This window comes from Streptomyces endophyticus (assembly GCF_035798155.1).
GTDB lineage: Bacteria > Actinomycetota > Actinomycetes > Streptomycetales > Streptomycetaceae > Streptomyces > Streptomyces endophyticus.
This window is the reverse complement of sequence record NZ_JAOZYC010000184.1, coordinates 43,930-66,226: the sequence shown is the minus strand read 5'-3', so window position 1 is coordinate 66,226 and position 22,297 is coordinate 43,930. Positions and strand designations below refer to the sequence as shown.

General features: G+C 72.2%; 18 protein-coding genes. 8 read left to right on the top strand and 10 right to left on the bottom strand.

The features are described from left to right. The first annotated feature begins 29 nt into the window (after positions 1 to 29). A complete protein-coding gene (locus OKJ99_RS36700) occupies positions 30 to 1,076 on the top strand; it encodes a hypothetical protein (protein WP_326022662.1) in 1,047 nt (348 codons plus the stop codon). Positions 1,077 to 1,152: 76 nt separating this feature from the next. On the opposite strand, the gene OKJ99_RS36695 is transcribed toward OKJ99_RS36700, so the two are convergent. From OKJ99_RS36695 to OKJ99_RS36675, 5 genes are all read right to left on the bottom strand, one after another. Then, positions 1,153 to 3,285 (bottom strand): 3-hydroxyacyl-CoA dehydrogenase NAD-binding domain-containing protein, encoded by a 2,133-nt coding sequence (locus OKJ99_RS36695; protein WP_326022661.1) that lies wholly within the window; start codon positions 3,283 to 3,285, stop codon positions 1,153 to 1,155. After that, complete coding sequence (locus OKJ99_RS36690; RefSeq protein ID WP_326022660.1) at positions 3,282 to 4,508, bottom strand: thiolase family protein; 1,227 nt, start codon at positions 4,506 to 4,508, stop codon at positions 3,282 to 3,284. The genes OKJ99_RS36695 and OKJ99_RS36690 overlap by 4 nt, the downstream gene beginning before the upstream one ends. A 223-nt stretch (positions 4,509 to 4,731) precedes the next feature. Further along, a complete protein-coding gene (locus tag OKJ99_RS36685; protein ID WP_326022659.1) occupies positions 4,732 to 6,039 on the bottom strand; it encodes a ribonuclease D in 1,308 nt (435 codons plus the stop codon). Between the two features lie 99 nt (positions 6,040 to 6,138). After that, a complete protein-coding gene (locus tag OKJ99_RS36680; protein WP_266602921.1) occupies positions 6,139 to 6,801 on the bottom strand; it encodes a response regulator transcription factor in 663 nt (220 codons plus the stop codon). A 308-nt stretch (positions 6,802 to 7,109) separates the two neighbouring features. Next, positions 7,110 to 7,835 (bottom strand): DUF3000 domain-containing protein, encoded by a 726-nt coding sequence (locus OKJ99_RS36675; protein ID WP_407700834.1) that lies wholly within the window; start codon positions 7,833 to 7,835, stop codon positions 7,110 to 7,112. 112 nt (positions 7,836 to 7,947) lie between these two features. Between OKJ99_RS36675 and hemE the strand changes: the two genes are divergently transcribed. The 5 genes from hemE (at position 7,948) to OKJ99_RS36650 (ending at position 13,969) form a co-directional block, all read left to right on the top strand. Next, on the top strand, positions 7,948 to 9,036 hold the full coding sequence (gene hemE / locus OKJ99_RS36670) for a uroporphyrinogen decarboxylase (protein ID WP_326022657.1): 1,089 nt from the start codon (positions 7,948 to 7,950) through the stop codon (positions 9,034 to 9,036). Between the two features lie 135 nt (positions 9,037 to 9,171). Further along, positions 9,172 to 10,548, top strand: coding sequence for an MFS transporter (locus tag OKJ99_RS36665; RefSeq protein WP_326022656.1), 1,377 nt, complete (start codon positions 9,172 to 9,174; stop codon positions 10,546 to 10,548). Further along, a complete protein-coding gene (locus OKJ99_RS36660; RefSeq protein WP_326022655.1) occupies positions 10,545 to 11,765 on the top strand; it encodes a CaiB/BaiF CoA transferase family protein in 1,221 nt (406 codons plus the stop codon). The genes OKJ99_RS36665 and OKJ99_RS36660 overlap by 4 nt, the downstream gene beginning before the upstream one ends. Then, on the top strand, positions 11,762 to 12,979 hold the full coding sequence (locus OKJ99_RS36655; protein WP_326022654.1) for an acyl-CoA dehydrogenase family protein: 1,218 nt from the start codon (positions 11,762 to 11,764) through the stop codon (positions 12,977 to 12,979). The genes OKJ99_RS36660 and OKJ99_RS36655 overlap by 4 nt, the downstream gene beginning before the upstream one ends. 18 nt (positions 12,980 to 12,997) lie before the next feature. Next, positions 12,998 to 13,969: a LysR family transcriptional regulator gene (locus OKJ99_RS36650; RefSeq protein ID WP_326022653.1), complete on the top strand. Its 972-nt coding sequence runs from the start codon at positions 12,998 to 13,000 to the stop codon at positions 13,967 to 13,969. Between the two features lie 20 nt (positions 13,970 to 13,989). On the opposite strand, the gene OKJ99_RS36645 is transcribed toward OKJ99_RS36650, so the two are convergent. Continuing rightward, positions 13,990 to 15,378 (bottom strand): FAD-dependent oxidoreductase, encoded by a 1,389-nt coding sequence (locus OKJ99_RS36645; protein WP_326022652.1) that lies wholly within the window; start codon positions 15,376 to 15,378, stop codon positions 13,990 to 13,992. Positions 15,379 to 15,433: 55 nt separating this feature from the next. After that, positions 15,434 to 16,342 (bottom strand): DUF4349 domain-containing protein, encoded by a 909-nt coding sequence (locus OKJ99_RS36640; protein ID WP_326022821.1) that lies wholly within the window; start codon positions 16,340 to 16,342, stop codon positions 15,434 to 15,436. A 151-nt stretch (positions 16,343 to 16,493) separates the two neighbouring features. Here OKJ99_RS36640 and hemG point away from each other — a divergent pair, with 151 nt between their 5' ends. Then, positions 16,494 to 18,011, top strand: a complete 1,518-nt coding sequence (hemG, locus tag OKJ99_RS36635) for a protoporphyrinogen oxidase (RefSeq protein WP_326022651.1) — start codon at positions 16,494 to 16,496, stop codon at positions 18,009 to 18,011. 4 nt (positions 18,012 to 18,015) lie between these two features. Continuing rightward, positions 18,016 to 18,747 carry a hydrogen peroxide-dependent heme synthase gene (hemQ, locus tag OKJ99_RS36630; RefSeq protein ID WP_326022650.1) on the top strand — a complete coding sequence of 244 codons (732 nt, stop codon included), beginning with the start codon at positions 18,016 to 18,018 and terminating at the stop codon, positions 18,745 to 18,747. An 86-nt stretch (positions 18,748 to 18,833) separates the two neighbouring features. On the opposite strand, the gene OKJ99_RS36625 is transcribed toward hemQ, so the two are convergent. The 3 genes from OKJ99_RS36625 to OKJ99_RS36615 form a co-directional block, all read right to left on the bottom strand. After that, a complete protein-coding gene (locus OKJ99_RS36625; protein WP_326022649.1) occupies positions 18,834 to 20,420 on the bottom strand; it encodes an alpha/beta hydrolase in 1,587 nt (528 codons plus the stop codon). A 186-nt stretch (positions 20,421 to 20,606) separates the two neighbouring features. Further along, complete coding sequence (locus OKJ99_RS36620) at positions 20,607 to 21,386, bottom strand: TIGR04222 domain-containing membrane protein (RefSeq protein ID WP_326022648.1); 780 nt, start codon at positions 21,384 to 21,386, stop codon at positions 20,607 to 20,609. A gap of 62 nt (positions 21,387 to 21,448) precedes the next feature. Next, on the bottom strand, positions 21,449 to 22,231 hold the full coding sequence (locus OKJ99_RS36615; protein WP_326022647.1) for a DUF4142 domain-containing protein: 783 nt from the start codon (positions 22,229 to 22,231) through the stop codon (positions 21,449 to 21,451). Between the last annotated feature and the right edge of the window lie 66 nt (positions 22,232 to 22,297).

The window sequence follows — 22,297 nt, the reverse complement described above, 5'->3', positions numbered from 1 at the left end:
GGCCGTGAGGCGCGGCATAGGCTGACCCCGTGAACGGCGAATGGCTCATGCGCGCACGCGACGGCAGGCTCTGTGTCCACGTGTACGCCCCCGACGGCGATGCCGTCGTCTGCCGCACGGAAGAGCATCCCGAAGGCCCCTGGTCACCACCCCGCACGGTCGGCGGCGAGCAGCGCGTGCATCCGGGCGGGGCCGTCGCCCGCAGCCCCCGGGGATACGCGCACCTCGTGGCCTGGCGGCCCACCGTTCCCGGCGAGTCCGGGCTCGTGCACTCGACGCACTACCAGCCGCACCTCGCCGCCCTCGACTGGCTCCCCATCGGTCACCCGAACAAGAAGGGCGACCGCACCGGCCCGCCCGCCGTCGCCGTCGACGCGCAGGGCCGCGCCCACGTCTTCGTACGCAACAAGGGTGGCGGGGTGAGCCTGCGTATGCAGGAGGAGAACGGCGGCTGGGGGCCGTGGCGGGACCTCAAGGGGGACGACGTGCACGGGGAACCCGTCGCCGTGGCAGGGGAGTCGGGCCTGATCACCCTGTACGCGGTCATGGCTGACGGGGGCATCCTGCGGTGGCGTCAGGAGGAGGCGGGCCGGCCCCTCGTGCGGGACGAGAAGCCGCAGCCCGCCGCGGCTCGGCCCGACACGCTGTGCGCCCTCGCCACGTCCGCCGACCACACCACGCTCTTCTTCACCGATGAGGACGGTGCCGTGTGCGCGTGGCGTGGGGACGAGGCGCCGGTGCGGGTGCTCGATGCGGCCGGGCCCGGGGCCGTTTCGGCTGTCCGGTGCCAACTGGACGAGGTGGACTGCACGTTGCTCGCTCAGCGCACGGCCGGGGGCCGGGTCGCCTTCGCCGCCTATCCCACCGAGACGGAGTCCGCGGGGGCCTGGTGGGCGGAGTCGGAGTCGGGGCCGAAGCTGCCGCAGGACGCGCGTATCGCGCTCGTGGAGGACGGCGATGGGCGTGTGGCGGCGGGCAGTTGGGTGCCGGGGGATCCCGGGCGGCTGTATCTCGCGCGGAGGAAGAGGGACGAGCCCGGGCTCGCGATGGAGGCCTGGCGGGATGTGGAACTGTGACGGCTACCCACGAAATATTCGTGGGTAGCCGTCACAGTCACGTCAGCAGCGCACTCGCACCTTCAGCAGCGCACCGTTACGCGGGGACCGAAGCCACCCCGGCCTCCAGGAACTTCTTCCCGATGACCCGCTCGGAGACGCCCGCCCGGTCCAGGTACGGAGTGATTCCGCCCAGGTGGAAGGGCCAGCCGGCGCCGGTGATGAGGCAGAGGTCGATGTCCTGGGCCTCGGCGACGACGTTCTCGTCGAGCATCAGGCCGATCTCCTGGGCCACCGCGTCGAGGACGCGGTCGCGGACCTGCTCCTCGGACAGGACCTTGTCGCCCTGCTTGAGCAGCGCCGCGACCTCGGGGTCCAGCTCCGGCTTGCCGGAGTCGTAGACGTAGAAGCCGCGCTTGCCGGCCTTCACCACGGCCGCCAGGTTCGGGGACACCGTGAAGCGCTCCGGGAAGGCGCGGTTGAGGGTCTCCGAGACGTGCAGGCCGATGGCCGGGCCCACGAGCTCCAGAAGGACCAGCGGGGACATCGGGAGGCCGAGCGGCTCTACCGCCTTCTCCGCCACCGCGACCGGCGTGCCCTCGTCGATGACGTTCTGGATCTCGCCCATGAAGCGGGTCAGGATGCGGTTCACGACGAACGCCGGGGCGTCCTTGACCAGGACCGCGCTCTTCTTGAGCTTCTTCGCGACGCCGAACGCCGTGGCGAGCGCCGCGTCGTCCGTCTGCTCGCCGCGGACGATCTCCAGGAGCGGGAGGATCGCGACCGGGTTGAAGAAGTGGAAGCCGACCACTCGTTCCGGGTGCTTCAGCTTCGAGGCCATCTCCGACACCGAGAGGGAGGACGTGTTCGTGGCGAGGATCGCGTGCGCCGGGGCGACCGCCTCGACCTCCGCGAACACCTGCTGCTTGACGCCGATCTCCTCGAAGACGGCCTCGATGATGAAGTCGGCGTCGGAGAAGCCCTCGGCCTTGTCGAGGACGCCGGAGACGAGGCCCTTCAGGCGGTTCGCCTTGTCCTGGTTGACGCGGCCCTTGAGGAGAAGCTTGTCGATCTCCCCGTGGACGTAGCCGACGCCCTTGTCCACGCGCTCCTGGTCGATGTCCGTGAGGACGACCGGGACCTCCAGGCGGCGCAGGAAGAGCAGGGCGAGCTGCGAGGCCATCAGGCCCGCGCCGACCACGCCGACCTTCGACACCGGGCGGGCCAGGCTCTTGTCCGGGGCGCCCGCCGGGCGCTTGGCGCGCTTCTGGACGAGGTTGAACGCGTAGATGCCCGCGCGCAGTTCGCCGCCCATGATCAGGTCGGCGAGGGCCTGGTCCTCGGCGTCGAAACCGGCCTGGAGGTCACCGGACTTGGCGTTCGCGATGATGTCCAGCGCGCGGTACGCGGCCGGGGCGGCGCCGTGCACCTTGGAGTCGGCGATGGACTTGCCGCGCGCGACGGCCTGGTCCCAGGCCTCGCCGCGGTCGACGTCCGGGCGCTCGACCTTGACGTCGCCCTTGAGGACGTCGGCCGTCCAGAGGAGGGACTGCTCCAGGAAGTCCGCGCCCTCGAAGAGGGCGTCGGCGATGCCCAGTTCGTAGACCTGCACGCCCTTGAGCTGCTTGTTCTGGTTCAGGCTGTTCTCGATGATGACCGAGACGGCCTTGTCCGCGCCGATCAGGTTCGGGAGGAGGGCGCAGCCGCCCCAGCCCGGGACCAGGCCGAGGAAGACCTCGGGGAGCGAGAAGGCCGGGAGGGCCTGAGAGACGGTCCTGTACGTGCAGTGCAGGCCCACCTCCACGCCGCCGCCCATCGCCGCGCCGTTGTAGTACGCGAACGTCGGCACGGCCAGGCCCGCGAGGCGCTTGAAGACCTCGTGGCCGCCCTTGCCGATGGCGAGCGCGTCGTCGTGCTTCTTCAGCAGCTCGACGCCCTTGAGGTCGGCGCCGACCGCGAAGATGAACGGCTTGCCGGTGACACCGACGCCGACGATGTCGCCCTCGGCCGCCTCCTTCTCGACCTGGTCGATCGCCGCGTTGAGGTTCGCGAGCGACGCCGGTCCGAAGGTGGTCGGCTTGGTGTGGTCCAGGCCGTTGTCCAGCGTGATCAGGGCGAACTTGCCCGCCCCGTAGGGGAGATCGAGGTGGCGTACGTGCGCGGACGTCACGACCTCGTCCGGGAAGAGGGCCGAAGCGCCCTTCAGGAGCTCAGTGGTGGTGGTGCTCACTTGTCGCCTCCGGCGTCCTTGTGGTGCGGGTTCTCCCAGATGACCGTGGCGCCCATGCCGAAGCCGACACACATGGTCGTGAGGCCGTAGCGGACCTCCGGCTGCTCCTCGAACTGGCGGGCCAGCTGCGTCATCAGACGGACGCCGGAGGAGGCGAGCGGGTGGCCGTACGCGATGGCGCCGCCGTACTGGTTCACGCGCGCGTCGTCGTCGGCGATGCCGTAGTGGTCGAGGAAGGCCAGGACCTGGACGGCGAACGCCTCGTTGATCTCGAAGAGGTTGATGTCCGAGATGGACAGGCCCGCCTTCGCGAGGGCCTTCTCCGTCGCCGGGATCGGGCCGTAGCCCATGACCTCCGGCTCCACGCCCACGAAGGCGTAGGAGACGAGGCGCATCTTCACCGGGAGGTCGTTCTCGCGGGCGAAGTCCTCGGAGGCGATGATCGAGGCGGTCGCGCCGTCGTTGAGGCCTGCCGCGTTTCCGGCGGTGACGCGGCCGTGCGTGCGGAACGGGGTCTTGAGGCCCGCGAGGCTCTCCAGGGTCGTGCCCGGACGCATCGGCTCGTCGGCCGTGACGAGGCCCCAGCCGGTCTCACCGATGTCGGCGTTGGTGTTGCGCACGGAGATCGGGACGAGGTCCTGCTGGATCTTGCCGTTCGCGTACGCCTTCGCCGCCTTCTCCTGCGAGCGCACGGCGTACTCGTCGGCGCGCTGCTTGGTGATGTGCGGGTACCGGTCGTGCAGGTTCTCGGCGGTCATGCCCATGAAGAGGGCGGACTCGTCGACCAGCTTCTCCGATACGAAGCGGGGGTTGGGGTCCACGCCCTCGCCCATGGGGTGGCGGCCCATGTGCTCGACGCCGCCCGCGATGACGGCGTCGTACGCGCCGAAGGCGATGGAGCCCGCGGTGGCGGTGACGGCCGTGAGGGCGCCCGCGCACATGCGGTCGATCGAGTAGCCGGGGACCGACTGCGGCAGGCCCGCGAGGATGCCCGCGGTGCGGCCGATGGTCAGGCCCTGGTCACCGATCTGCGTGGTCGCGGCGACGGCGACCTCGTCGATCTTCGCGGGGTCCAGGTTCGGGTTGCGACGCAGCAGCTCCCGGATGGACTTGACGACCAGGTCGTCGGCGCGGGTCTCGTGGTAGATGCCCTTCGGGCCCGCCTTGCCGAACGGGGTGCGGACGCCGTCGACGAAGACGACGTCCCTGACGGTACGAGGCACGATGGCTCTCCTCCAGGTGCGGGAATGCGCTGCCGCGCGGCGCGTGTCAGGCATCGGGGTACCCCGAAGTACACAGACGGCGCGCTGCGAATACCGTCATGCTACTTGCGGGTAACCAAGTCTTGAAGTCCCCCCGGCCGGAGCGGCGAAGGTCACATGTGCCCGGACGCCAAAAACGCCCCCCGGCCGATGGCCGAGGGGCGTCTGTGGTGGCGGGGGCGCGTCAGGCGTGGGACGCCAGCGCCGGGAGGAGGATCGGCGTGACCTGGTTGACCTGCCAGTTGCGGGCGCCGTGGGACGTGAGGGCCGCGGCCACCGACTCCGCGTCGATCGACTCCGGAGGCTCCCAGCACACCCGGCGCACGGTGTCCGGCGTGATCAGGTTCTCCTGCGGCATCGAGAGCGTCTCGGCGAGGGTCGTGACCGCCGCCCGCGCGGCCGACAGGCGGGCCGCCGCGGCGGGGTCCTTGTCGGCCCAGGCGCGGGGCGGGGGCGGTCCCGTCGTGGCCTGGCCCGGCTGCGGCAGCTCGGAGTCCGGCAGGGCCCGCGCCCGGTCGACCGCCGCCTGCCACTGCTCCAGCTGGCGCCGGCCCATGCGGTGGCCGAAGCCGGGCAGGGCGGACAGCGCCTGCACGGTGGGCGGCAGCGAGAGCGCGGCCTCGACGATCGCCGAGTCACCGAGCACCTTGCCCGGCGACACGTCCCGCCGCTGCGCGACCTGGTCGCGCGCCGTCCACAGCTCGCGGACGACCGCCATCTGACGCCGGCGCCGCACCTTGTGCATGCCGGACGTGCGACGCCACGGGTCCTTGCGCGGCGGCGCGGGCGGTGCCGAGGCGATGGCGTCGAACTCCTCGTGGGCCCACTCCAGCTTGCCCTGCCGGTCGAGCTCCTTCTCCAGCGCGTCGCGCAGGTCGACGAGGAGTTCGACGTCGAGCGCGGCGTAGCGCAGCCAGGGCTCGGGCAGCGGGCGCGTCGACCAGTCGACGGCGGAGTGGCCCTTCTCCAGTACGTAGCCCAGCACGTTCTCGACCATGGCGCCGAGGCCCACCCGCGGGAAGCCGGCGAGCCGCCCGGCCAGCTCGGTGTCGAAGAGCTGTGCGGGCCGCATGCCTATGTCGCGCAGGCAGGGCAGGTCCTGGGTGGCGGCGTGCAGGTCCCACTCGGCGTCGCCGATGGCCGCGCCGAGCGAGGAGAGGTCGGGGCAGGCGACCGGGTCGATGAGCGCGGTGCCCGCGCCCTCCCGGCGCAGCTGCACCAGGTAGGCGCGCTGTCCGTAGCGGTAGCCGGACGCGCGCTCGGCGTCGACGGCGACGGGGCCGCTGCCCGCGGCGAAGGCCGCGACGACATCGGCGAGCGAGGCTTCGTCGGCGATCACCGGCGGGATGCCCTCGCGGGGTTCGAGTAGGGGGGTGGGCGCACCGTCGACTGAACCAACAGATCCTTCAGCAGAAGATCCGCCGTCGTCCAGAGGGGCGCCTCCGGTGGTGCGCAGTGGGCTGTCTGCTGCGGTCTCTTGGGCGTCGGTCACCTGTCAAGAGTATCTGTGAACGCACGGCGCCCGTCGACGGAACGTTACGTCGACGGGCGCCGTGCCGAAGTAAACCGGACGAATCCGGCCACGGGTCGATCAGTGGATGATGCCGGTACGCAGCGCGACCGCCACCATGCCGGCCCGGTCACCCGTGCCGAGCTTGCGCGCGATACGGGCGAGGTGGCTCTTGACGGTCAGGGCGGACAGGCCCATGGAGACGCCGATGGCCTTGTTCGACTGGCCCTCGGCGACGAGCCGGAGCACCTCCACTTCGCGTCCTGAGAGTTCGCGGTAGCCGCCCGGGTGGCTCGGGGCACCCGGGGGGCGACGGTGCATACGGGCGGCCGCGGCGCCGATGGGGGCGGCGCCTGGCCGGGTGGGCAGGCCGATGTTCGTACGGGTGCCGGTGACGACATAGCCCTTGACGCCGCCCGCGAGGGCGTTGCGTACGGCACCGATGTCGTCGGCGGCGGAGAGGGCCAGCCCGTTGGGCCAGCCCGCGGCTCGGGTTTCGGAGAGGAGCGTCAGGCCGGATCCATCGGGGAGGTGGACGTCGGCGACGCAGATGTCACGGGGGTTGCCGATGCGGGGACGAGCCTCCGCGACGGACGAGGCCTCGATCACGTCACGAACACCGAGCGCCCACAGGTGGCGGGTCACGGTGGAACGGACGCGGGGGTCGGCCACGACCACCATCGCGGTCGGCTTGTTCGGGCGGTAGGCGACCAGGCTTGAGGGCTGCTCGAGGAGAACGGACACCAGGCCTCCTGGGGTGCGGGACGGAGCCGGCTCGGGGATGAAGCCGGGGATGAACCGTGCTTTCAAGGTCACAGCAACCTTCGGCACCAAACCCGCTCGCCTTTAGAGAATGATCACGATTTGGTGAGTAACAATGCGAGCAATTCGGACACGTTAGCGATCATTCGAAAGGGTGCCGAATAGTCATGAGTCGCATGCAATCGAACCAAATCCGACCGACCGGGGCCATTTCGAAAGGACCCGAAACATGAGAAGGCCGCGTCGGAGCAGCTCCGACGCGGCCGGGAACGACCCCTGTGAAACGGCGGTCAGGAAGGCCGCGGCCCCCGCCGCTGCGGCAGTGTCACCACCGCGCCGTCGGGACCCTGCGGCCCCGCGGCCGCCGGCGGCAGGCCCGCGATCTGGCACAGCACCTCGCACCACGCCGCGAGATGCGCCGCCGTGTCCGGTACGCCGCCCAGGCCCTCGCGCGGCGTCCACGACGCCCGGATCTCGATCTGCGAGGCGGGCGCCCGGTCACCGAGCCCGCCGAAGTAGTGCGAACTCGCACGGGTGACCGTGCCCGAAGGCTCCCCGTAGGAGAGGCCGCGGGCCTGCAACGCGCCCGTCAGCCAGGACCAGGAGACGTCCGGGAGCAGGGGGTCGGCCGCCATCTCGGGTTCGAGTTCGGCCCGGACCAGGGTCACCAGCCGGAACGTGCCGTGCCACGCCTCGTGCCCCGCCGGATCGTGCAGCAGGACGAGCCGGCCGTCGGCCAGGTCCTCCTCGCCGTCGACGACCGCGGCCTCCAGCGCGTAAGAAAAGGGGGCCAGGCGCTGCGGCGGCCGCGTCGGGTCGATCTCGATCTCCGGGCGGATCCGCGCGGACCGCAGGGCGTCGACCGCCGTGCGGAAGGCGGGCGGGGCGGGGTCGTGTTCCTGTGCAGCGTTCATGTCCCGAGCGTTCTGCCCCTCCCGCACCGATTCACTCATCCCGCCTGTGTCGTCGTGGTCGTCGCGCCCGCCGTCCGACCGTCGTCCCTGAGCCGCAGCCATGCCGGGAAGGTTAAGGGGAGCGAGCCCCGCGGGTGGGGAGGGACACCCCTCTCGGAGCACCCTTCCCCATGTCCTTCACAGGCGGCGTCGCGGGCGTGCGAAACTTTCGGGTGTGAGTGCCAATACCGAGGCCACGGGCCAGCAGCCGTCAGCGACGTACGAACCCACGAAGGCCACCCAGAACTCAGCCTTGCTGAAGGCGTGCAGGCGCGAGCCCGTGCCGCACACGCCGGTGTGGTTCATGCGCCAGGCAGGACGCTCGCTGCCCGAGTACCACAAGGTGCGTGAGGGCATCGCGATGCTGGACTCCTGCATGCGGCCCGATCTGGTCGCCGAGATCACGATGCAGCCGGTGCGCCGCCACGACGTCGACGCGGCGATCTACTTCAGCGACATCGTCGTGCCGCTCAAGGCCATCGGCATCGACCTCGACATCAAGCCCGGCGTCGGCCCGGTCATCGCCAACCCGATCCGCTCGCGCGCCGACCTGGCCCAGCTGCGGGACCTCACCCCCGAGGACGTCTGGTACGTCACCGAGGCCATGGGGCTGCTCACCGCCGAGCTCGGCGAGAAGCCGCTGATCGGCTTCGCGGGCGCCCCGTTCACGCTCGCCAGCTACCTCGTGGAGGGCGGCCCGTCCCGCAACCACGAGCACACCAAGGCGCTCATGTACGGCGACCCGCAGCTCTGGGCCGACCTGCTCGACCGCCTCGCCGAGATCACCTCCGCGTTCCTGAAGGTGCAGATCGAGGCCGGCGCCAGCGCCGTCCAGCTGTTCGACTCGTGGGTGGGGGCGCTCGCGCCCGCCGACTACCGGCGCTCCGTGATGCCCGCCTCCGAGAAGGTCTTCCAGGCCGTCGCGGACTACGGGGTGCCCCGGATCCACTTCGGTGTGGGCACGGGCGAGCTGCTCGGGCTCATGGGCGAGGCAGGCGCGGACGTCGTCGGCGTCGACTGGCGCGTCCCCCTCGACGAGGCCGCGCGCCGCGTCGGCCCCGGCAAGGCGCTCCAGGGCAACTTCGACCCGGCCATCCTCTTCTCCACGCCCGAGGCCGTCGAGACCAAGGCCCGCGAGGTCCTCGACGCCGCCGCGGGCCTTGAGGGCCACGTCTTCAACCTCGGCCACGGCGTGCCGCCGAACACCGACCCGGACGCGCTGACCCGGCTCGTGGAGTACGTGCACACGCAGACCGCCAAGTAGTTCGCGCCGCCGCGGGGGTTCCTTCGGAATTGCCGAAGGGCCCCTGCGGAGAACGGCCATTGTTCGCGCCCGCCACCTCCGATTGCCTGTGCGGAGCGCCACCCCATCCGGTGGCGCGGGACCGTGGAGGTGGACGTGACCGCGCATGCAGCGTCGCAGGCGGCGGCCGGGACGGCGAAGGCGACCGGGTTCCGTCGAGGGGTGTCATCGGCGGACTGGTGGATCATCGGCCTGCTGCTGGCCTTCTTCACCCTCAACTTTGCCGACAAGGCGGCCATCGGGCTCGCCGCGCCCGACCTGGAGAAGGACCTCGGGCTCACTGCCGCCCAGTACGGCCTGATGTCGAGCGCCTTCTTCTGGCTGTTCGCGGCGGGCGCGGTCGTCCTCGCACTGTTCTTCCGGCGGATCGGCTGGCGCTGGTCAGCGGCCGGGCTGATGATCGCCTGGGTGGCGAGCATGGCGCCGCTGACCGTGCCCACCACGGTGGGCGTGGTGATCGCGTCGCGGATGGTGCTCGGCTTCTTCGAGGGCCCGGCGCACGCCCTGTGCCAGTCCGTCGTGGCCGACCGTTTTCCTTCCGAGCGGCGGGCGTTCGCGGGCGCGGTCGTCAACGCGGGTTCGTCGGTCGGGCCGCTGGTGGCCACGCCGCTGCTCACGTGGGTCATCGTGACCTGGACCTGGCACGCGGCGTTCGTGGTGCTCGTCGTGACCGGTGCCGCGTGGGCCGTGCTGTGGCTGGTCGTGACGCGGCGGGAGCCGGGGATGGGGCCGCGGGGCTCTGCCCCGGACCCCGCGCCTCAATCGCCGGCGGGGCTTGGGGTTGGTGACATCGACGTACCGCTGACCTCGCTCCTGCGCACCGGCAGCTTCTGGGGGCTCGCTCTGCTCTCCTTCGCCGGGTACCTCATCTCCTCGCTCAAGGTGTCCTGGCTGCCGTCGTTCCTGCACGACGGGATGGGCTACTCGCGCGGCACCGTCGGGCTCCTCGCCACCCTCCCGTACGGGCTCGCCATCGTCGTGCTGCTCACCGCCGGGCTGATCTCGGGGCGGATGCTGAAGGCCGGGCGCTCGGCGCGGGCCGCGCGCGGGTTCCTGACCATGGGCTATCTGTGCTTCGCGGGCGTCGCCATGATCGCCTTCACGCAGGTGCCGCCGGGCGGGCTCCAACTGGCCCTCGTGGTCGCCGCGTTCTCCATCAACAGCGTGGCGTTCTCGGTCGCCTTCGCGGGCGCCGCGGACTTCCTGCCCCGCAGACACCGGCCCGGCTTCTTCGGCTGCATCATCGCCGCGTACAGCGTCGCGGGGATCGTCGCGCCGTGGCTGCTCGGCGTCATCGTGGACGCCGCGGACACCGTCTCGCAGGGGTACGCCGACGGGTTCCTGGTCGTCGGCATCACCATCTGCGTCTTCGCCGTGGCGGGCGGGCTGCTGCTCAACCCGGCGCGCTCCCGGGAGGCGCTGCTCGCCGAGACCGCGCGGCGCAGGGCGGCCTCCGCGGAGGGGAACCGGTGAGCGGCGACCGCCCTCTGAGCGGGCTCCGCGTCCTCGACTTCGGGCAGTACATCGCCGCGCCCGGAGCCGGCCAGAACCTCGCCGACCTCGGCGCCGACGTCATCAAGGTCGAACCCCTCTCCGGCGACCAGGCGCGCGGCATCGGCCCCTTCGGCACCGCGATGGTCCGCGCCAACAACCGCGGCAAGCGCAGCATCGCCGTCGACCTGCGCGCGCCCGAGGGCGAGGCCGTGGTCCGCGAGCTGCTCGCCACCGCCGACGTGCTCCTGCACAACTTCCGGCACGGCGTCAGCGAACGCCTCGGCCTCGGCCCGGACACGCTGCTCGCCCGCCACCCGCGTCTCGTCTACGGCTTCGTCACCGGGTTCGGCACGCGGGGTCCCTCGGCGTACCGGGTCGGCCTGGACATCGCGGCGCAGGCCGAGTTCGCCGTCATGGATCTCACGGGCGCGGCGGACGGGGATCCGCAGCGGGTGGGCTTCGCGGTGGCGGACGTGCTGGCGGCGCAGGCGCTGACGTCGGGGGTGCTCGCCGCGCTGTTGCAGCGGTCGGGCACCGGCCGGGGCGACGTCGTGGAGACCTCGCTCATGGAGGCCGTCGTGCACGCGCAGGCGTCCACCTGGGCCGAGCACGAGCTGAGCGGCAGCGTGCCGCGGCGGCGCGGCAACGGGCAGGCGCTGGCGGCGCCCGCCGCGGACCTGGTGCGGACCCGGGACGGCGGGGCGCTGGTCCTCTCCGCGTACACGCGGGAGAAGTTCGCGGCGCTGTGCGAGGTGATCGGGCGGCCGGAGCTGGCCGATGATCCCCGGTTCGCGTCCAACCCCGCGAGGGTCGAGCACCGGCCGGAGCTCCTCGATCTGCTGCACGACACCCTCGGCCGGCTCGACCGGGCCGAGGCCCTGGAGCGGCTGCGCGGCGCGGGCATCGTGTGCGGGGCGGTGCGGAGCTTCGACGAACTCGCCGACGACCCCGACGTACGGGCCTCCGGGCTGATCGCGGACTGCGGCGGCGGGCACACCGCCCCGACCACCGCCTTCTCGCTGGGCGGGCGGCGCCCCGCGAGTACGCCGCCCGCGCCGCGGACCGGCGAGCACACGGTGCGCATCCTGGCGGAACTGGGCCGGGGCGAAGCGGAGATCCGCGCCCTGGTCGAGGCCGGGGCCTTCGCGGCGGCGGATGTCGCGACACCACCACCCCACAAGGAGGAACCCGCATGATCGACCCCGAGGTCCATGAGCTCGGATTCGAGGCGTACTTGGAGCGCGTGGCCCGCCTCACCGACGACGTTCTCATTCCCGCGGAACAGGAGATGGTGGAAGCGGGGGAGGTACCCGAGCACGTGGTGGAGGCGCTCGCCCGGAACGGTCTTTTCGGTATCTCGATTCCGCGGCGGCTCGGCGGGCTCGACTGGTCCATGAGCCAACAGGTGCGGCTGACCATGGAGTTCACCCGCGCGTCGTGCGTGTACCGGTCGCGGTTCTCCACCGTCATCGGGCTGTGCTCGCAGGCGATCCTCGACCACGGCACCGAAGCGCAGCGCGAGACCATGCTGCCGAAGATGGCGGCGGGGGAGCACGTCACGGCGTTCGCGCTGACCGAGCCGGGGGCCGGGTCGGACGCCGGGGCGCTCACCACCACCGCCCGCAGGGCCGACGGCGGCTGGGTCATCGACGGGCACAAGCGGTACATCACCAACGCCCACTGGGCCGATGAACTCGTCGTGTTCGCCAGGACGGGAGCCCCGGAGGACGGAGCCGCCGGTGTCTCCGCGTTCCTCGTGCCGCGCGACACCGAAGGCGTCACGACCCGGCTGCCCACCCGCATGAACGGGCACGCCGAGGCGCCGGTCGCCGAGATCGACCTCGTCGGGGTGCGGGTCGCCGACTCCGCGCTGCTCGGCGGCGAACCCGGCGCCGGGTTCAAGGCCGCACTGCGCGGCATCAACCACGCCCGGCTGCACGTCGCCGCCACCTGCGTGGGCCAGGCCACCCGGATGCTGGAGGAGACCTCGCGGCACCTGTCCGGGCGGGAGCAGTTCGGGGCGCCCCTCGCCGACCTCGGCGCGGTGCAGGCCGACCTCGGCCGCTGCTTCGCCGACCTGGAGGCCGCCCGCGCGCTGACCATGGAGGCGGCCCGCGCCTTCGACTCCGGCACCGTGCCGCGCCACCGCATCGCCGCCGCCAAGCTGTTCGCCTCCGAGACGGCGAGCCGCGTCGCCGACCGCTGCGTCCAGCTCCTCGGCGGCGAGGGCATCGTCGGCGACCACCCCGTACCGCGCATGTGGCGCGACGTACGGGCGCTGCGGATCTACGAGGGCTCCTCGCCGGTGCACGAGCGCAACCTCGGCCGGGCCGTGACCAGGCAGGTCGGCGTGGACGGAACGCTTCCGGACACTTACCGTGTCACCCGCGGAGCGGCCGTAGGGGTGTAGCACTTCGAGGGAGACCCGGTGGAGCTGAGGCAGCTGGAGCAGTTTCTGGCCGTGGTGGACCACGGCGGTCTCGGGCGCGCCGCCGAGCGCCTGTACCTGTCGCAGCCCACCGTCTCCGGGTCCGTCCGGGCCCTGGAGCGCGAGCTGAAGGTCGAGCTGTTCCACCGCACCGCGCGCCGCCTCGTGCCGACCTCCGCGGGCCTGCAACTGGTGCCGCTGGCCCGGCGGGTGCTCGACGACGTGGTCGCCGTCCAGGACGCGATGCGCAGCGCCCGCGAGGTCGGCGGGGGCGTCCTCACGGTGATGTGCACACCCGACATGTCCGGGGAGGCGGTGGCGTCCTGGGCCGGCGGGTTCACGCGCGCGTACCCGGCGGTCCGGCTCGACATCAGCGAGGTCGGCTCCCGGCACGAACTCGTGGCGGCGGTCGCCGACGGGCGGGCCGAACTGGGCTTCACGCTCGCCCCCGACGAACTCCGCGGCGACCTCGACTTCATCGAACTGGGCGTGCAGCGGCTGCTGTTGGTACGCCCACCGGGGCACGGCGGGCCCGGGGCGGGCGCGCGGCGCGTCCCCCTCGCCGCGATCGGTGACCTGCCGCTCGCCCGCCGCCAGGTCACCCGCAACGAGGAGGACGCCGTGCAGGCGGCGCTGGCCGCGCACGGCGTCGACCCGACGACCGGCGCGACCGTGCCCAGCAGGAACGCGCAGCTGACGTTCGTGCTCCGGTCCGGGTTCCAGGCGTTCCTGCCGCTGCGGATGTGCGCGGCGGCGCTCGACGCGGGGGCCGAGGTCGTCGAGACCGATCCGCTCATCGAGTCGCCGTTCGGCGTGGTGCACCGTGCCGGTGAACTCGCCCCCGCGGCGCAGCAGTTCGTGGCCGATGTCCGCTCGGCGCTGCGGGCCTGGTTCGATGCCATCGCGGCGGGGAGCGAGTCAGGGCTCGGCCTGGTGGACGCGGTCGCCGCGGCGCGGGAGGCGGCGCTCTGATCCGGTGGCGCGGGCAGGCGTCAGCCCTTCCGTACCGCCGCCACCGCCTTCCGCGCCGCCACGAGGACCGGGTCCCACACCGGTGAGAACGGCGGCGCGTAGCCCAGGTCGAGCGCCGTCATCTGCTCCACCGTCATGCCCGCGGTCAGCGCGACCGCCGCCACGTCGACCCGCTTCGCCGCGCCCTCGCGGCCCACGATCTGCACGCCGAGCAGCCGGCCCGTGCGCCGCTCGGCCAGCATCTTCACCGTCATCAGGGCCGCGCCGGGGTAGTAACCGGCCCTGCTGGTCGACTCGATGGTGACCGTCACGTATTGCAGGCCCGCACGGCGCGCGTCCTTCTCGCGCAGGCCCGTGCGGGCGATCTCCAGGTCGCACACCTTGCTGACGGCCGTGCCGACGACGCCGGGGAACGTCGCGTAGTCCCCGCCGACGTTCGAGCCGATGACCTGGCCGTGCTTGTTGGCGTGGGTGCCGAGCGCGATGTGCCGTTCGCTTCCCGACACCAGGTCGAGCACCTCGACGCAGTCGCCACCCGACCAGATGTCGTCGTGGCCGCGCACCCGCATCGCCCGGTCCGTGAGCAGCCCGCCGTGCGCCCCCAGCGGCAGCCCGGCGTCCCGCGCGAGGCTCGTCTCCGGGCGCACGCCGATCCCCAGCACCACCACGTCCGCCGGGTATTCGGCGTCCTCCGTGGCCACCGCGCGGGCCCGCCCGTCGCCCCCTGTGAGGATCTTCGTCACCTCGGCGTCGTCGACCATGGTGATGCCCATGCCGGTCATCGCCTCGTGCACGAGGCGGCCCATGTCCGCGTCGAGCGTCGACATGGGCTCGGCGCCGCGGTTCACCACCGTCACCTCGTACCCGCGGTGGATCAGCGCCTCCGCCATCTCCACGCCGATGTACCCGGCGCCCACGACCACGGCGTGCCGGCCCTCGGTCGCCCGCAGCGTGTCGAGCAGCGCCTGACCGTCGTCGAGCGTCTGCACGCCGTGCACGCCCGGCGCGTCGATGCCGGGCAGGTCGGGGCGGACCGGCCGGGCACCCGTCGCGATTACGAGCTTGTCGTACGAGGTCCAGGACTCGGCCCCGCCGTCGAGTTCGCGGGAGCGTACGCGGCGCCCCGGCACGTCGATCTCCGTGACCTCCGTCCGCGTCCGCAGGTCGATGTCCCGCGCCCGGTGCTCCTCGGGCGTCCGGGCGATCAGCTCGTCCCGCTCGGCGACCTGGCCGCCCACCCAGTACGGGATGCCGCATGCCGAGTACGACGTGAAGTGGCCCCGCTCGAAGGCCACGATCTCCAGTTCGTCCGGGCCCTTCAGGCGGCGGGCCTGCGATGCGGCGGACATGCCGGTGGCGTCGCCGCCGATGATCACGAGGCGCTCACGCTCGGTGTTGTGGGTGCTCATTTGTTTACGCTAACCCGGGGTTGCGGTCGCGGGGCTCTGCCCCGGACCCCGCGCCTCAATCGCCGGCAGGGCTTGAATTGCGCCTCACGAAGCGTATGAACAGGTAGACCAGCACACCCAGCAGTGTCGCGAACGGGAGTACCGCTGCCAGGGCGATTCCGATCCACTTCAGTGCCGTCACGAAGGCGTTCCAGCCGCCCGACAGGGCGTCGAGGATGCCGGGGTCGTCGTCCGCTGTCGTCACGTTCGAAGGTGTCTCGGTCAGGCGCAGGGTGATCGTCGCGAGGGACGTGCGGTCCTTGAGGGAGTCCTGCTGCGCGAGCAGCGCCTCCAGCTCCGACTGGCGCGTGCCCAGTTCGCCCTCCAGGGTCACCACGTCGCTCAACTTCTCTGCCCGGTCCATGAGTTCCCGCACCCGCGCCACGCTCGCCCGCTGCGACTTGATCCGGCTCTCGACGTCCACGACCTGGTCCGTGACGTCCTTCGCCGTTACGTTCCGCTCCAACAGCCGCCCACTGCCCGCGAGTTGGTCGAGCACGTCCTCGTACGACTCCTGCGGTACGCGCAGGGTCACGCGGGAGCGCTCGTGGCCGTGGCCGTCGCGGTCGGTCGTCTCGTCGCCGACCATGCCGCCCGCGTCCTCGGCGGCGGTGCGGGCCTTGTCGAGCGCGTCCGGGACGTCCTTGACGCGCACGGACAGGTGCGCGGTGCGGATGACGTGGACGCCGGTGAGCTTCGGCGGCTTCTTGGCCTGTTGGTCGGCGGAGCCGGAGCTGCCGCCGCCCGCGCCGAGGTCGCTCTTGGCGGCCCCCTTGCTGTCGGCGTCGGCGGCGCTCTTGCTGCCCCCGTCGTCGCCCCCGGCCGAGCAACCGGTCAGTGCGAGCGCCAGCGCGAACAGTGCCGCGGCGAGCAGCGCCAGCGGGCGGCGTGGCCAGGTGCGTGTCTTCGTACCGGACAGGTGCATGGACGAACCCCCGAGGGATGTGACGTTCAACGGACTCTCCTTCGACGCGCGAGTCCGCCGAACGGTGGTTGCCGATCGGTCCCGAACGGGTCACGGTCGGGACACGTCCACACGCGTCAATCCGAAGCTGACGTTCTGACAAAGTGGGGGCATGCGCGAAGCGGACACTGTGACGAAGACGGGTCGGGGCAGGCGGGGCGGGCGGGGCAGGAAAGTCCTCGTCATCGGCGGTGGAATCGCCGGTCTCGCGGCCGCCCACCGGCTGCTCGACGGGAGCGAGCGGAGCGGACCGGTGCACGTCACCGTCCTGGAGGCCGACGACCGGCTCGGCGGCAAGCTGCGCACGGGCGAGATCGCCGGCGCCCGTGTCGACCTGGGCGCCGAGTCGATGCTGGCCCGCCGCCCCGAAGCGGTCGGCCTCGCCCGCGAGGTGGGCCTCGGCGACCGGCTGCAGCCACCGTCCACGGCGACCGCGTCGATCTGGACCCGCGGCGCCCTGCGGCCGATGCCCAAGGGCCACGTCATGGGCGTGCCCGGCACCGCCGACGCGCTCGCAGGAGTGCTGTCCGACGAGGGCCTGCGCCGCATCCGCCGGGACGACCACCTGCCGCCCACCCACCTCGGCGACGATGTCTCCGTCGGCAGGTACGTCGCCGCGCGCCTGGGCCGCGAGGTCGTCGACCGGCTCGTCGAACCGCTGCTCGGCGGCGTCTACGCGGGCGACGCCGACCTGATCTCGATGCGCAGCGCGGTGCCGCAGCTGTTCGAGGAGGCGGGGCGGCACATCTCCCTCACCGAGGCGGTCCGCGCGATCCAGGAACGCGCGGCGGCCAACCAGCAGACCGGCCCCGTGTTCATGGGCATCGACGGCGGCATCGGTACGTTGCCGGGGGCCGTCGCCGACGCCGTACGCGCCAAGGGCGGCGAGATCCTGCTCGGCGAGCGCGCCACGTCCCTCACGACCCGCGGCCACACCGAAGGCGCCACGCAGTGGCGCCTCGGCACCGAGTCCGGCCGGACCTTCGAGGCGGACCAGGTGATCATCGCGCTCCCGGCCCGCGCCGCCGCGAGCCTGCTGCGCACCGCGTCCCCGATGGCCTCCCAGGAGCTGCGCCGCATCGAGTACGCCTCCATGGCGCTGATCACGATGGCGTTCCGGAAGGCGGACGCGGACCTCCCCGAGGGCAGCGGCTTCCTCGTCCCGCCCGTCGACGGCCACACGATCAAGGCCGCCACCTTCGCCTCCCGCAAGTGGGGCTGGATCGCCGAGCAGAACCCCGACCTGCTCGTCGTGCGCACCTCGGTCGGCCGCTACGGCGACGAGAAGGACCTCGCCCGCGACGACAACGACCTCTTCGACCTCTCCCGCCAGGACCTGCGCGAGGCCACCGGACTGACCGCCGCCCCCGTCGACGCGCACGTCACACGCTGGAAGGACGGCCTGCCGCAGTACCCCGTCGGACACGCCGCCCGCGTCGACCGGATCCGCGAGCACATCGCCGCCGTGCCGGGCCTCGCCGTGTGCGGAGCCGCGTACGACGGCGTCGGCATCCCCGCGTGCATCGCCGGTGCCTACGCCGCCGTGGACACGCTCGGCGGCGACACCGCGGCGCTCGACGAGCTGAAGGCCGACCCGGTGCAGAGCATGCACGGCGGCGCAGGAGAATGAGGACATGAGCGACGACACCCCCAACACCGACGCCGCGCGCGTACCGAACAAGGGCAAGCTGGCGAAGGACCTCAACGAGGTCATCCGCTACACCCTCTGGTCCGTCTTCAAGCTGAAGGACGTGCTGCCGGAGGACCGCGCCGGCTACGCCGACGAGGTCCAGGAGCTGTTCGACCAGCTCGAGTCGAAGGACGTGACGATCCGCGGCACGTACGACGTGTCCGGCCTGCGCGCCGACGCCGACCTCATGATCTGGTGGCACGCGGAGACGGCCGACCAGCTCCAGGAGGCGTACAACCTGTTCCGCCGCACCAAGCTGGGCCGCTCCCTTGAGCCGGTGTGGTCGAACATGGCGCTGCACCGCCCCGCCGAGTTCAACCGCTCGCACATCCCGGCGTTCCTCGCCGACGAGAACGCGCGCGACTACATCTCGGTGTACCCGTTCGTGCGCTCCTACGACTGGTACCTGCTGCCCGACGACGAGCGCCGCAAGATGCTCGCCGACCACGGCAAGATGGCGCGCGGCTACCCGGACGTGCGGGCCAACACGGTCGCGTCCTTCTCGCTCGGCGACTACGAGTGGATCCTCGCGTTCGAGGCGGACGAGCTGCACCGGATCGTGGACCTGATGCGGTTGCTGCGGGCGTCCGAAGCGCGGAGGCACGTCCGTGAGGAGGTTCCGTTCTTCACGGGGCGCCGAAAGTCGGTTGCGGATTTGGTGGCGGGGCTCGCGTAACTGGTGCGCCCACCCGGCGCTGGGGTCGCGGGGCTCTGCCCCGGACCCCGCGCCTCAATCGCCGGCGGGGCTGATGTTGAGCGGCTTTAGCTCATTGGCTTCGGTTCCTTGTGGGGCGCGCAGGACGCCGCACCCTTCTCCGGCAGCTCTCCGCTGAGGAGATACGCATCCAAGCGGCCGTTTACGCACTTGTTCGGGCCCGCGCCGATGCCGTGGGTGCCCGCCTTGCGTTCGGTCACCAGGGATGAGCCCGCCAGGCGGCGGTTGAGTTCCTGGGCGCCCTTGTACGGTGTCGCCGCGTCCCGTTCGGCCGCGAGGATCAGGGTCGGCGGGAGTTCGCCGGGGGCCGTGCGGACGTCGATCGGTTGCTGCCGGGGAGTGGTCCAGTAGGCGCACGGCAGGTTCATCCACGCGTTGTCCCACGTCTCGAACGGTGCGCGCTTCGCGAGGGCCGAGTTGTCGCGGTCCCAGGTGCGGAAGTCCGTCGGCCAGGGCGCGTCGTTGCACTGCACGGCCGTGTAGACGGCGTTGCTGTTCTCGTCCTCCTTCGCGGACTCCTTGATCGGCGCGGCCTGGTCGACGAGGGGCTTCGGGTCGCCCTTCACGTAGGCGGAGAGCGCGTAGGCCCGCAGCGGCCAGTAGTCGTCGTAGTACCCGGTCTGAAGGAACGCGGACTGCAACTGGGCGGGCCCGACCTTGCCCCCGGCCGGCTCGCGGGACACCTCCGCGCGCACCTTCTCGTACGCGGCCAGCACCTTCTCGGATGTGTCGCCCAGGTGGTACGTCTCGTCGTGGCGGGCGACCCACGCCCTGAAGTCGGCCCAGCGGCGCTCGAAGGCGGCCGACTGTTCGAGGTTGTTGGCGTACCAGATCCCCTCCGGGGACGGGTCGACGGCCGAGTCGAAGACCATCCGCCGCACGTGCGAGGGGAACAGCTCCGCGTACACGGCCCCGATGTACGTCCCGTACGAGGCGCCCATGAAGGTCAGCTTCTTCTCGCCGAGCGCGGCCCGCAGCACGTCCAGGTCACGGGCGTTGTTGAGCGTAGTGAAGTGCTCGATGTCCGGGTTCCGCTCGGCGCACCCGCGCGCGTACGCCTTCGCCCGCGCGATCCGCTTCTCCTTGTACGCGGCCGAGGGATGGGTCGGCGACTGCGTCGGGCCCTTCCGGGACTCCTTCGGGTCCTCGCAGGACAGCGGCGCCGACCGGCCCACGCCCCGCGGGGCGTAGCCGACCAGGTCGTACGCGGCACCGATGGGCCGCCACTCCGGCTGCGTTCCGGCCATCGGGAAGTACATGCCGTTGCCGCCGGGACCGCCGGGGTTGAAGACGAGCGCGCCCTGCCGGGCGACCTTGTGCGCCTTGTTCTTGTCGGTGTTCTTGCCGGTCGCCTTCGCGCGGCTGACGGTCAGCTTGATCTGCTTGCCCATCGGATGCGCGTAGTCGAGCGGGACGGTGACCGTGCCGCACCGGATGGGCTTCGGCAGGTCCTCCGCCTTGGGGCAGGTGCCCCAGCGGATCCCCGCGTCCGCGGCGCGCAGCGCGGCGATCGTGCTGCCGGCCGTCTCGGCGGCGGGCGGAGGCGTGGGCGCGGCGGCGCTCGCGGGAGCGGTGACCAGGGCCGAGAGGATCAAGGATCCCGCGGTGGCGCAGAGGGTGGGGGCTGCTCGCATCGCTTGGACGTATCCCTTCGTCGGGGCCCGCGAACCCGTGCGGCGGAGCTGTTCGCGCGGCCGTGCGGCTCGCGCGCACAAAAGGGATCCTTGGGGCGGCAGTTGACGAAGTAAAGGACCAGGTCGTGGGTGTCGGAACCATGACCCTGATGCGTGGTAACTGCCCTTATCGGCGTGCGCGGCGGCTCACTCGGTGATATGCCGCCCCGTGCCGGTCAGCGCCGCGCGCAGCTGCGGGTCGTCGACCGCCCGCACCCCGCGTACCGCGACGGCGAGCAGGCTGCCGGCGCCCAGCGGCCTCCCCGCGAGCAGCCGCTGCCCGGCCGGCGAGGCCCAGCGCGTGTACGGGTGGATCTCGACGCGGGCGAGCGTCAGACAGCTCAGCGTGAGCAGCAGCGGAAGCCCGAACCACAGCGCCACCGGGCCTCCTTGCCGCGCGCTCTCGCCCGGCAGCAGCACCGCGAGCACGCCGAGCAGCACCACGGCGGCCGTCGCCCGCCGCACCTGCCGCACCGCGCCCGAGAGCGTCGTCCGCTCCTGGTCCGGCACCGCGAGCCCGGCCGCGACCAGCCGCTCGGCGAGCACCCGCACCGCGTCCCCGGCCGCGGCCGCCGCCCGCAGCGGCGCGATCCGCGCCTGCCCCTCGGGCCCGATCGCGCGGAGCACCGAACGCTCCATCGGGTCCTCGCCGACCGGGTCGACGACGGTCGCCCAGCCGGTGTGCGCGAGCAGCAGGCGGCGGCTGCGGGCCATCGACACGAGCGTCACCTCGGCGACCCGGTCGGGGCCGCCCGACAGGAAGGCGGTCTCGTACAGGGACAGGTCCTGCCCCTGGAGCGCGCCGATGTGCGGGGCGCGGCCCGTCGCGCGTTCGCTCTCGGCGGCGCGTACGGCCGCGAGACACAGCCGCCCACAGGAGACTCCCGAGACGGCGCAAGCGATGAGGAGGAACAGGACCCACAACATGCGCAGTTTCTACGACAGTTGCGCGGATGCCGCTACGCCCCGTTCACGATGTGGACAGCCTGTTATCGCGTCGTGACGTTCGGCTTCGGTGCCGGCCGGGACACGGCGGGCGGCAGGGGGAACGAGGGGGTGGGCGACGGTGAGACCGGGGTCGCGGAGCCCGGTGCGGAGGTGGGGCCCGGTGGGGCGGGGGATCGGGTGGCGGGCGGCGGGCTCGCGGTGGCGCCGTCGCGGGCGAGCGCGTCGAAGTCGACGAGCCCGGTGGCCTCCAGCACCTTGATGTGGTCGAGGACGGTGGTGTTGGCGTCGTCGGCGAGTTGCCGCACGAGCGCGTTGCGGGTCGAGGCGCGTACCTGGGCGACCAGTGAGAAGACCTGACCGTGGGCGCGGCGCAGAATGTTGGCGAACCTCCGCTCGTAGTCCTCGCCCTTCGCGGCGGTCAACTCCCGCAGCCAGCCCTGTTGTTGGGCGTTCGGCTGGCTGGGCAGCTCCAGGTTCATCCGGGCCGCGACCTCGCGCACGCGGGCGTCCAGGAACGTATGCCCCTCGACGAGGTGCTCGCCCGCCGTCTCGACCGCCTTGGTCGGCGCCCGCTCCTCGGCCTGCTGTCCGGCGGGCAGTTCCCAGAGCCCGGCGAGCCGCACCTTCGTGATGAAGAGGCGGTCGGTGGCGGACAGCGGCCCGAATCTGGTGGACACGGTCTGGGCGTTGAGCTCGCCGAGTCCGGTGCCCGAGCGGTCCGCGTACGACCAGAGGGGGAAGACGAGTGCGGCCAGTGTCGCCACGATTCCTGTGACGATGAGGGCGGTGCCGGTGCCTGCGGCGCGGGGTGGGAGCAGTTGCATGGTGCCTCCTGGTGCGGCACCGCACGCTAGCCTCCGGCTGGGGCGTCGCGGTTGGCATTGACCGGG

Excerpts from the sequence above, each read along its gene's own strand:
- hemG (WP_326022651.1), top strand. The coding sequence starts at position 16,494 with ATGCGCGAAGCGGACACTGTGACGAAGACGGGTCGGGGCAGGCGGGGC.
- OKJ99_RS36625 (WP_326022649.1), bottom strand. The coding sequence starts at position 20,420 with ATGCGAGCAGCCCCCACCCTCTGCGCCACCGCGGGATCCTTGATCCTC.
- hemQ (WP_326022650.1), top strand. The coding sequence starts at position 18,016 with ATGAGCGACGACACCCCCAACACCGACGCCGCGCGCGTACCGAACAAG.
- OKJ99_RS36620 (WP_326022648.1), bottom strand. The coding sequence starts at position 21,386 with ATGTTGTGGGTCCTGTTCCTCCTCATCGCTTGCGCCGTCTCGGGAGTC.
- OKJ99_RS36655 (WP_326022654.1), top strand. The coding sequence starts at position 11,762 with ATGATCGACCCCGAGGTCCATGAGCTCGGATTCGAGGCGTACTTGGAG.
- OKJ99_RS36615 (WP_326022647.1), bottom strand. The coding sequence starts at position 22,231 with ATGCAACTGCTCCCACCCCGCGCCGCAGGCACCGGCACCGCCCTCATC.
- OKJ99_RS36645 (WP_326022652.1), bottom strand. The coding sequence starts at position 15,378 with ATGAGCACCCACAACACCGAGCGTGAGCGCCTCGTGATCATCGGCGGC.
- OKJ99_RS36675 (WP_407700834.1), bottom strand. The coding sequence starts at position 7,835 with ATGGCTGCGGCTCAGGGACGACGGTCGGACGGCGGGCGCGACGACCAC.
- OKJ99_RS36640 (WP_326022821.1), bottom strand. The coding sequence starts at position 16,342 with ATGCACCTGTCCGGTACGAAGACACGCACCTGGCCACGCCGCCCGCTG.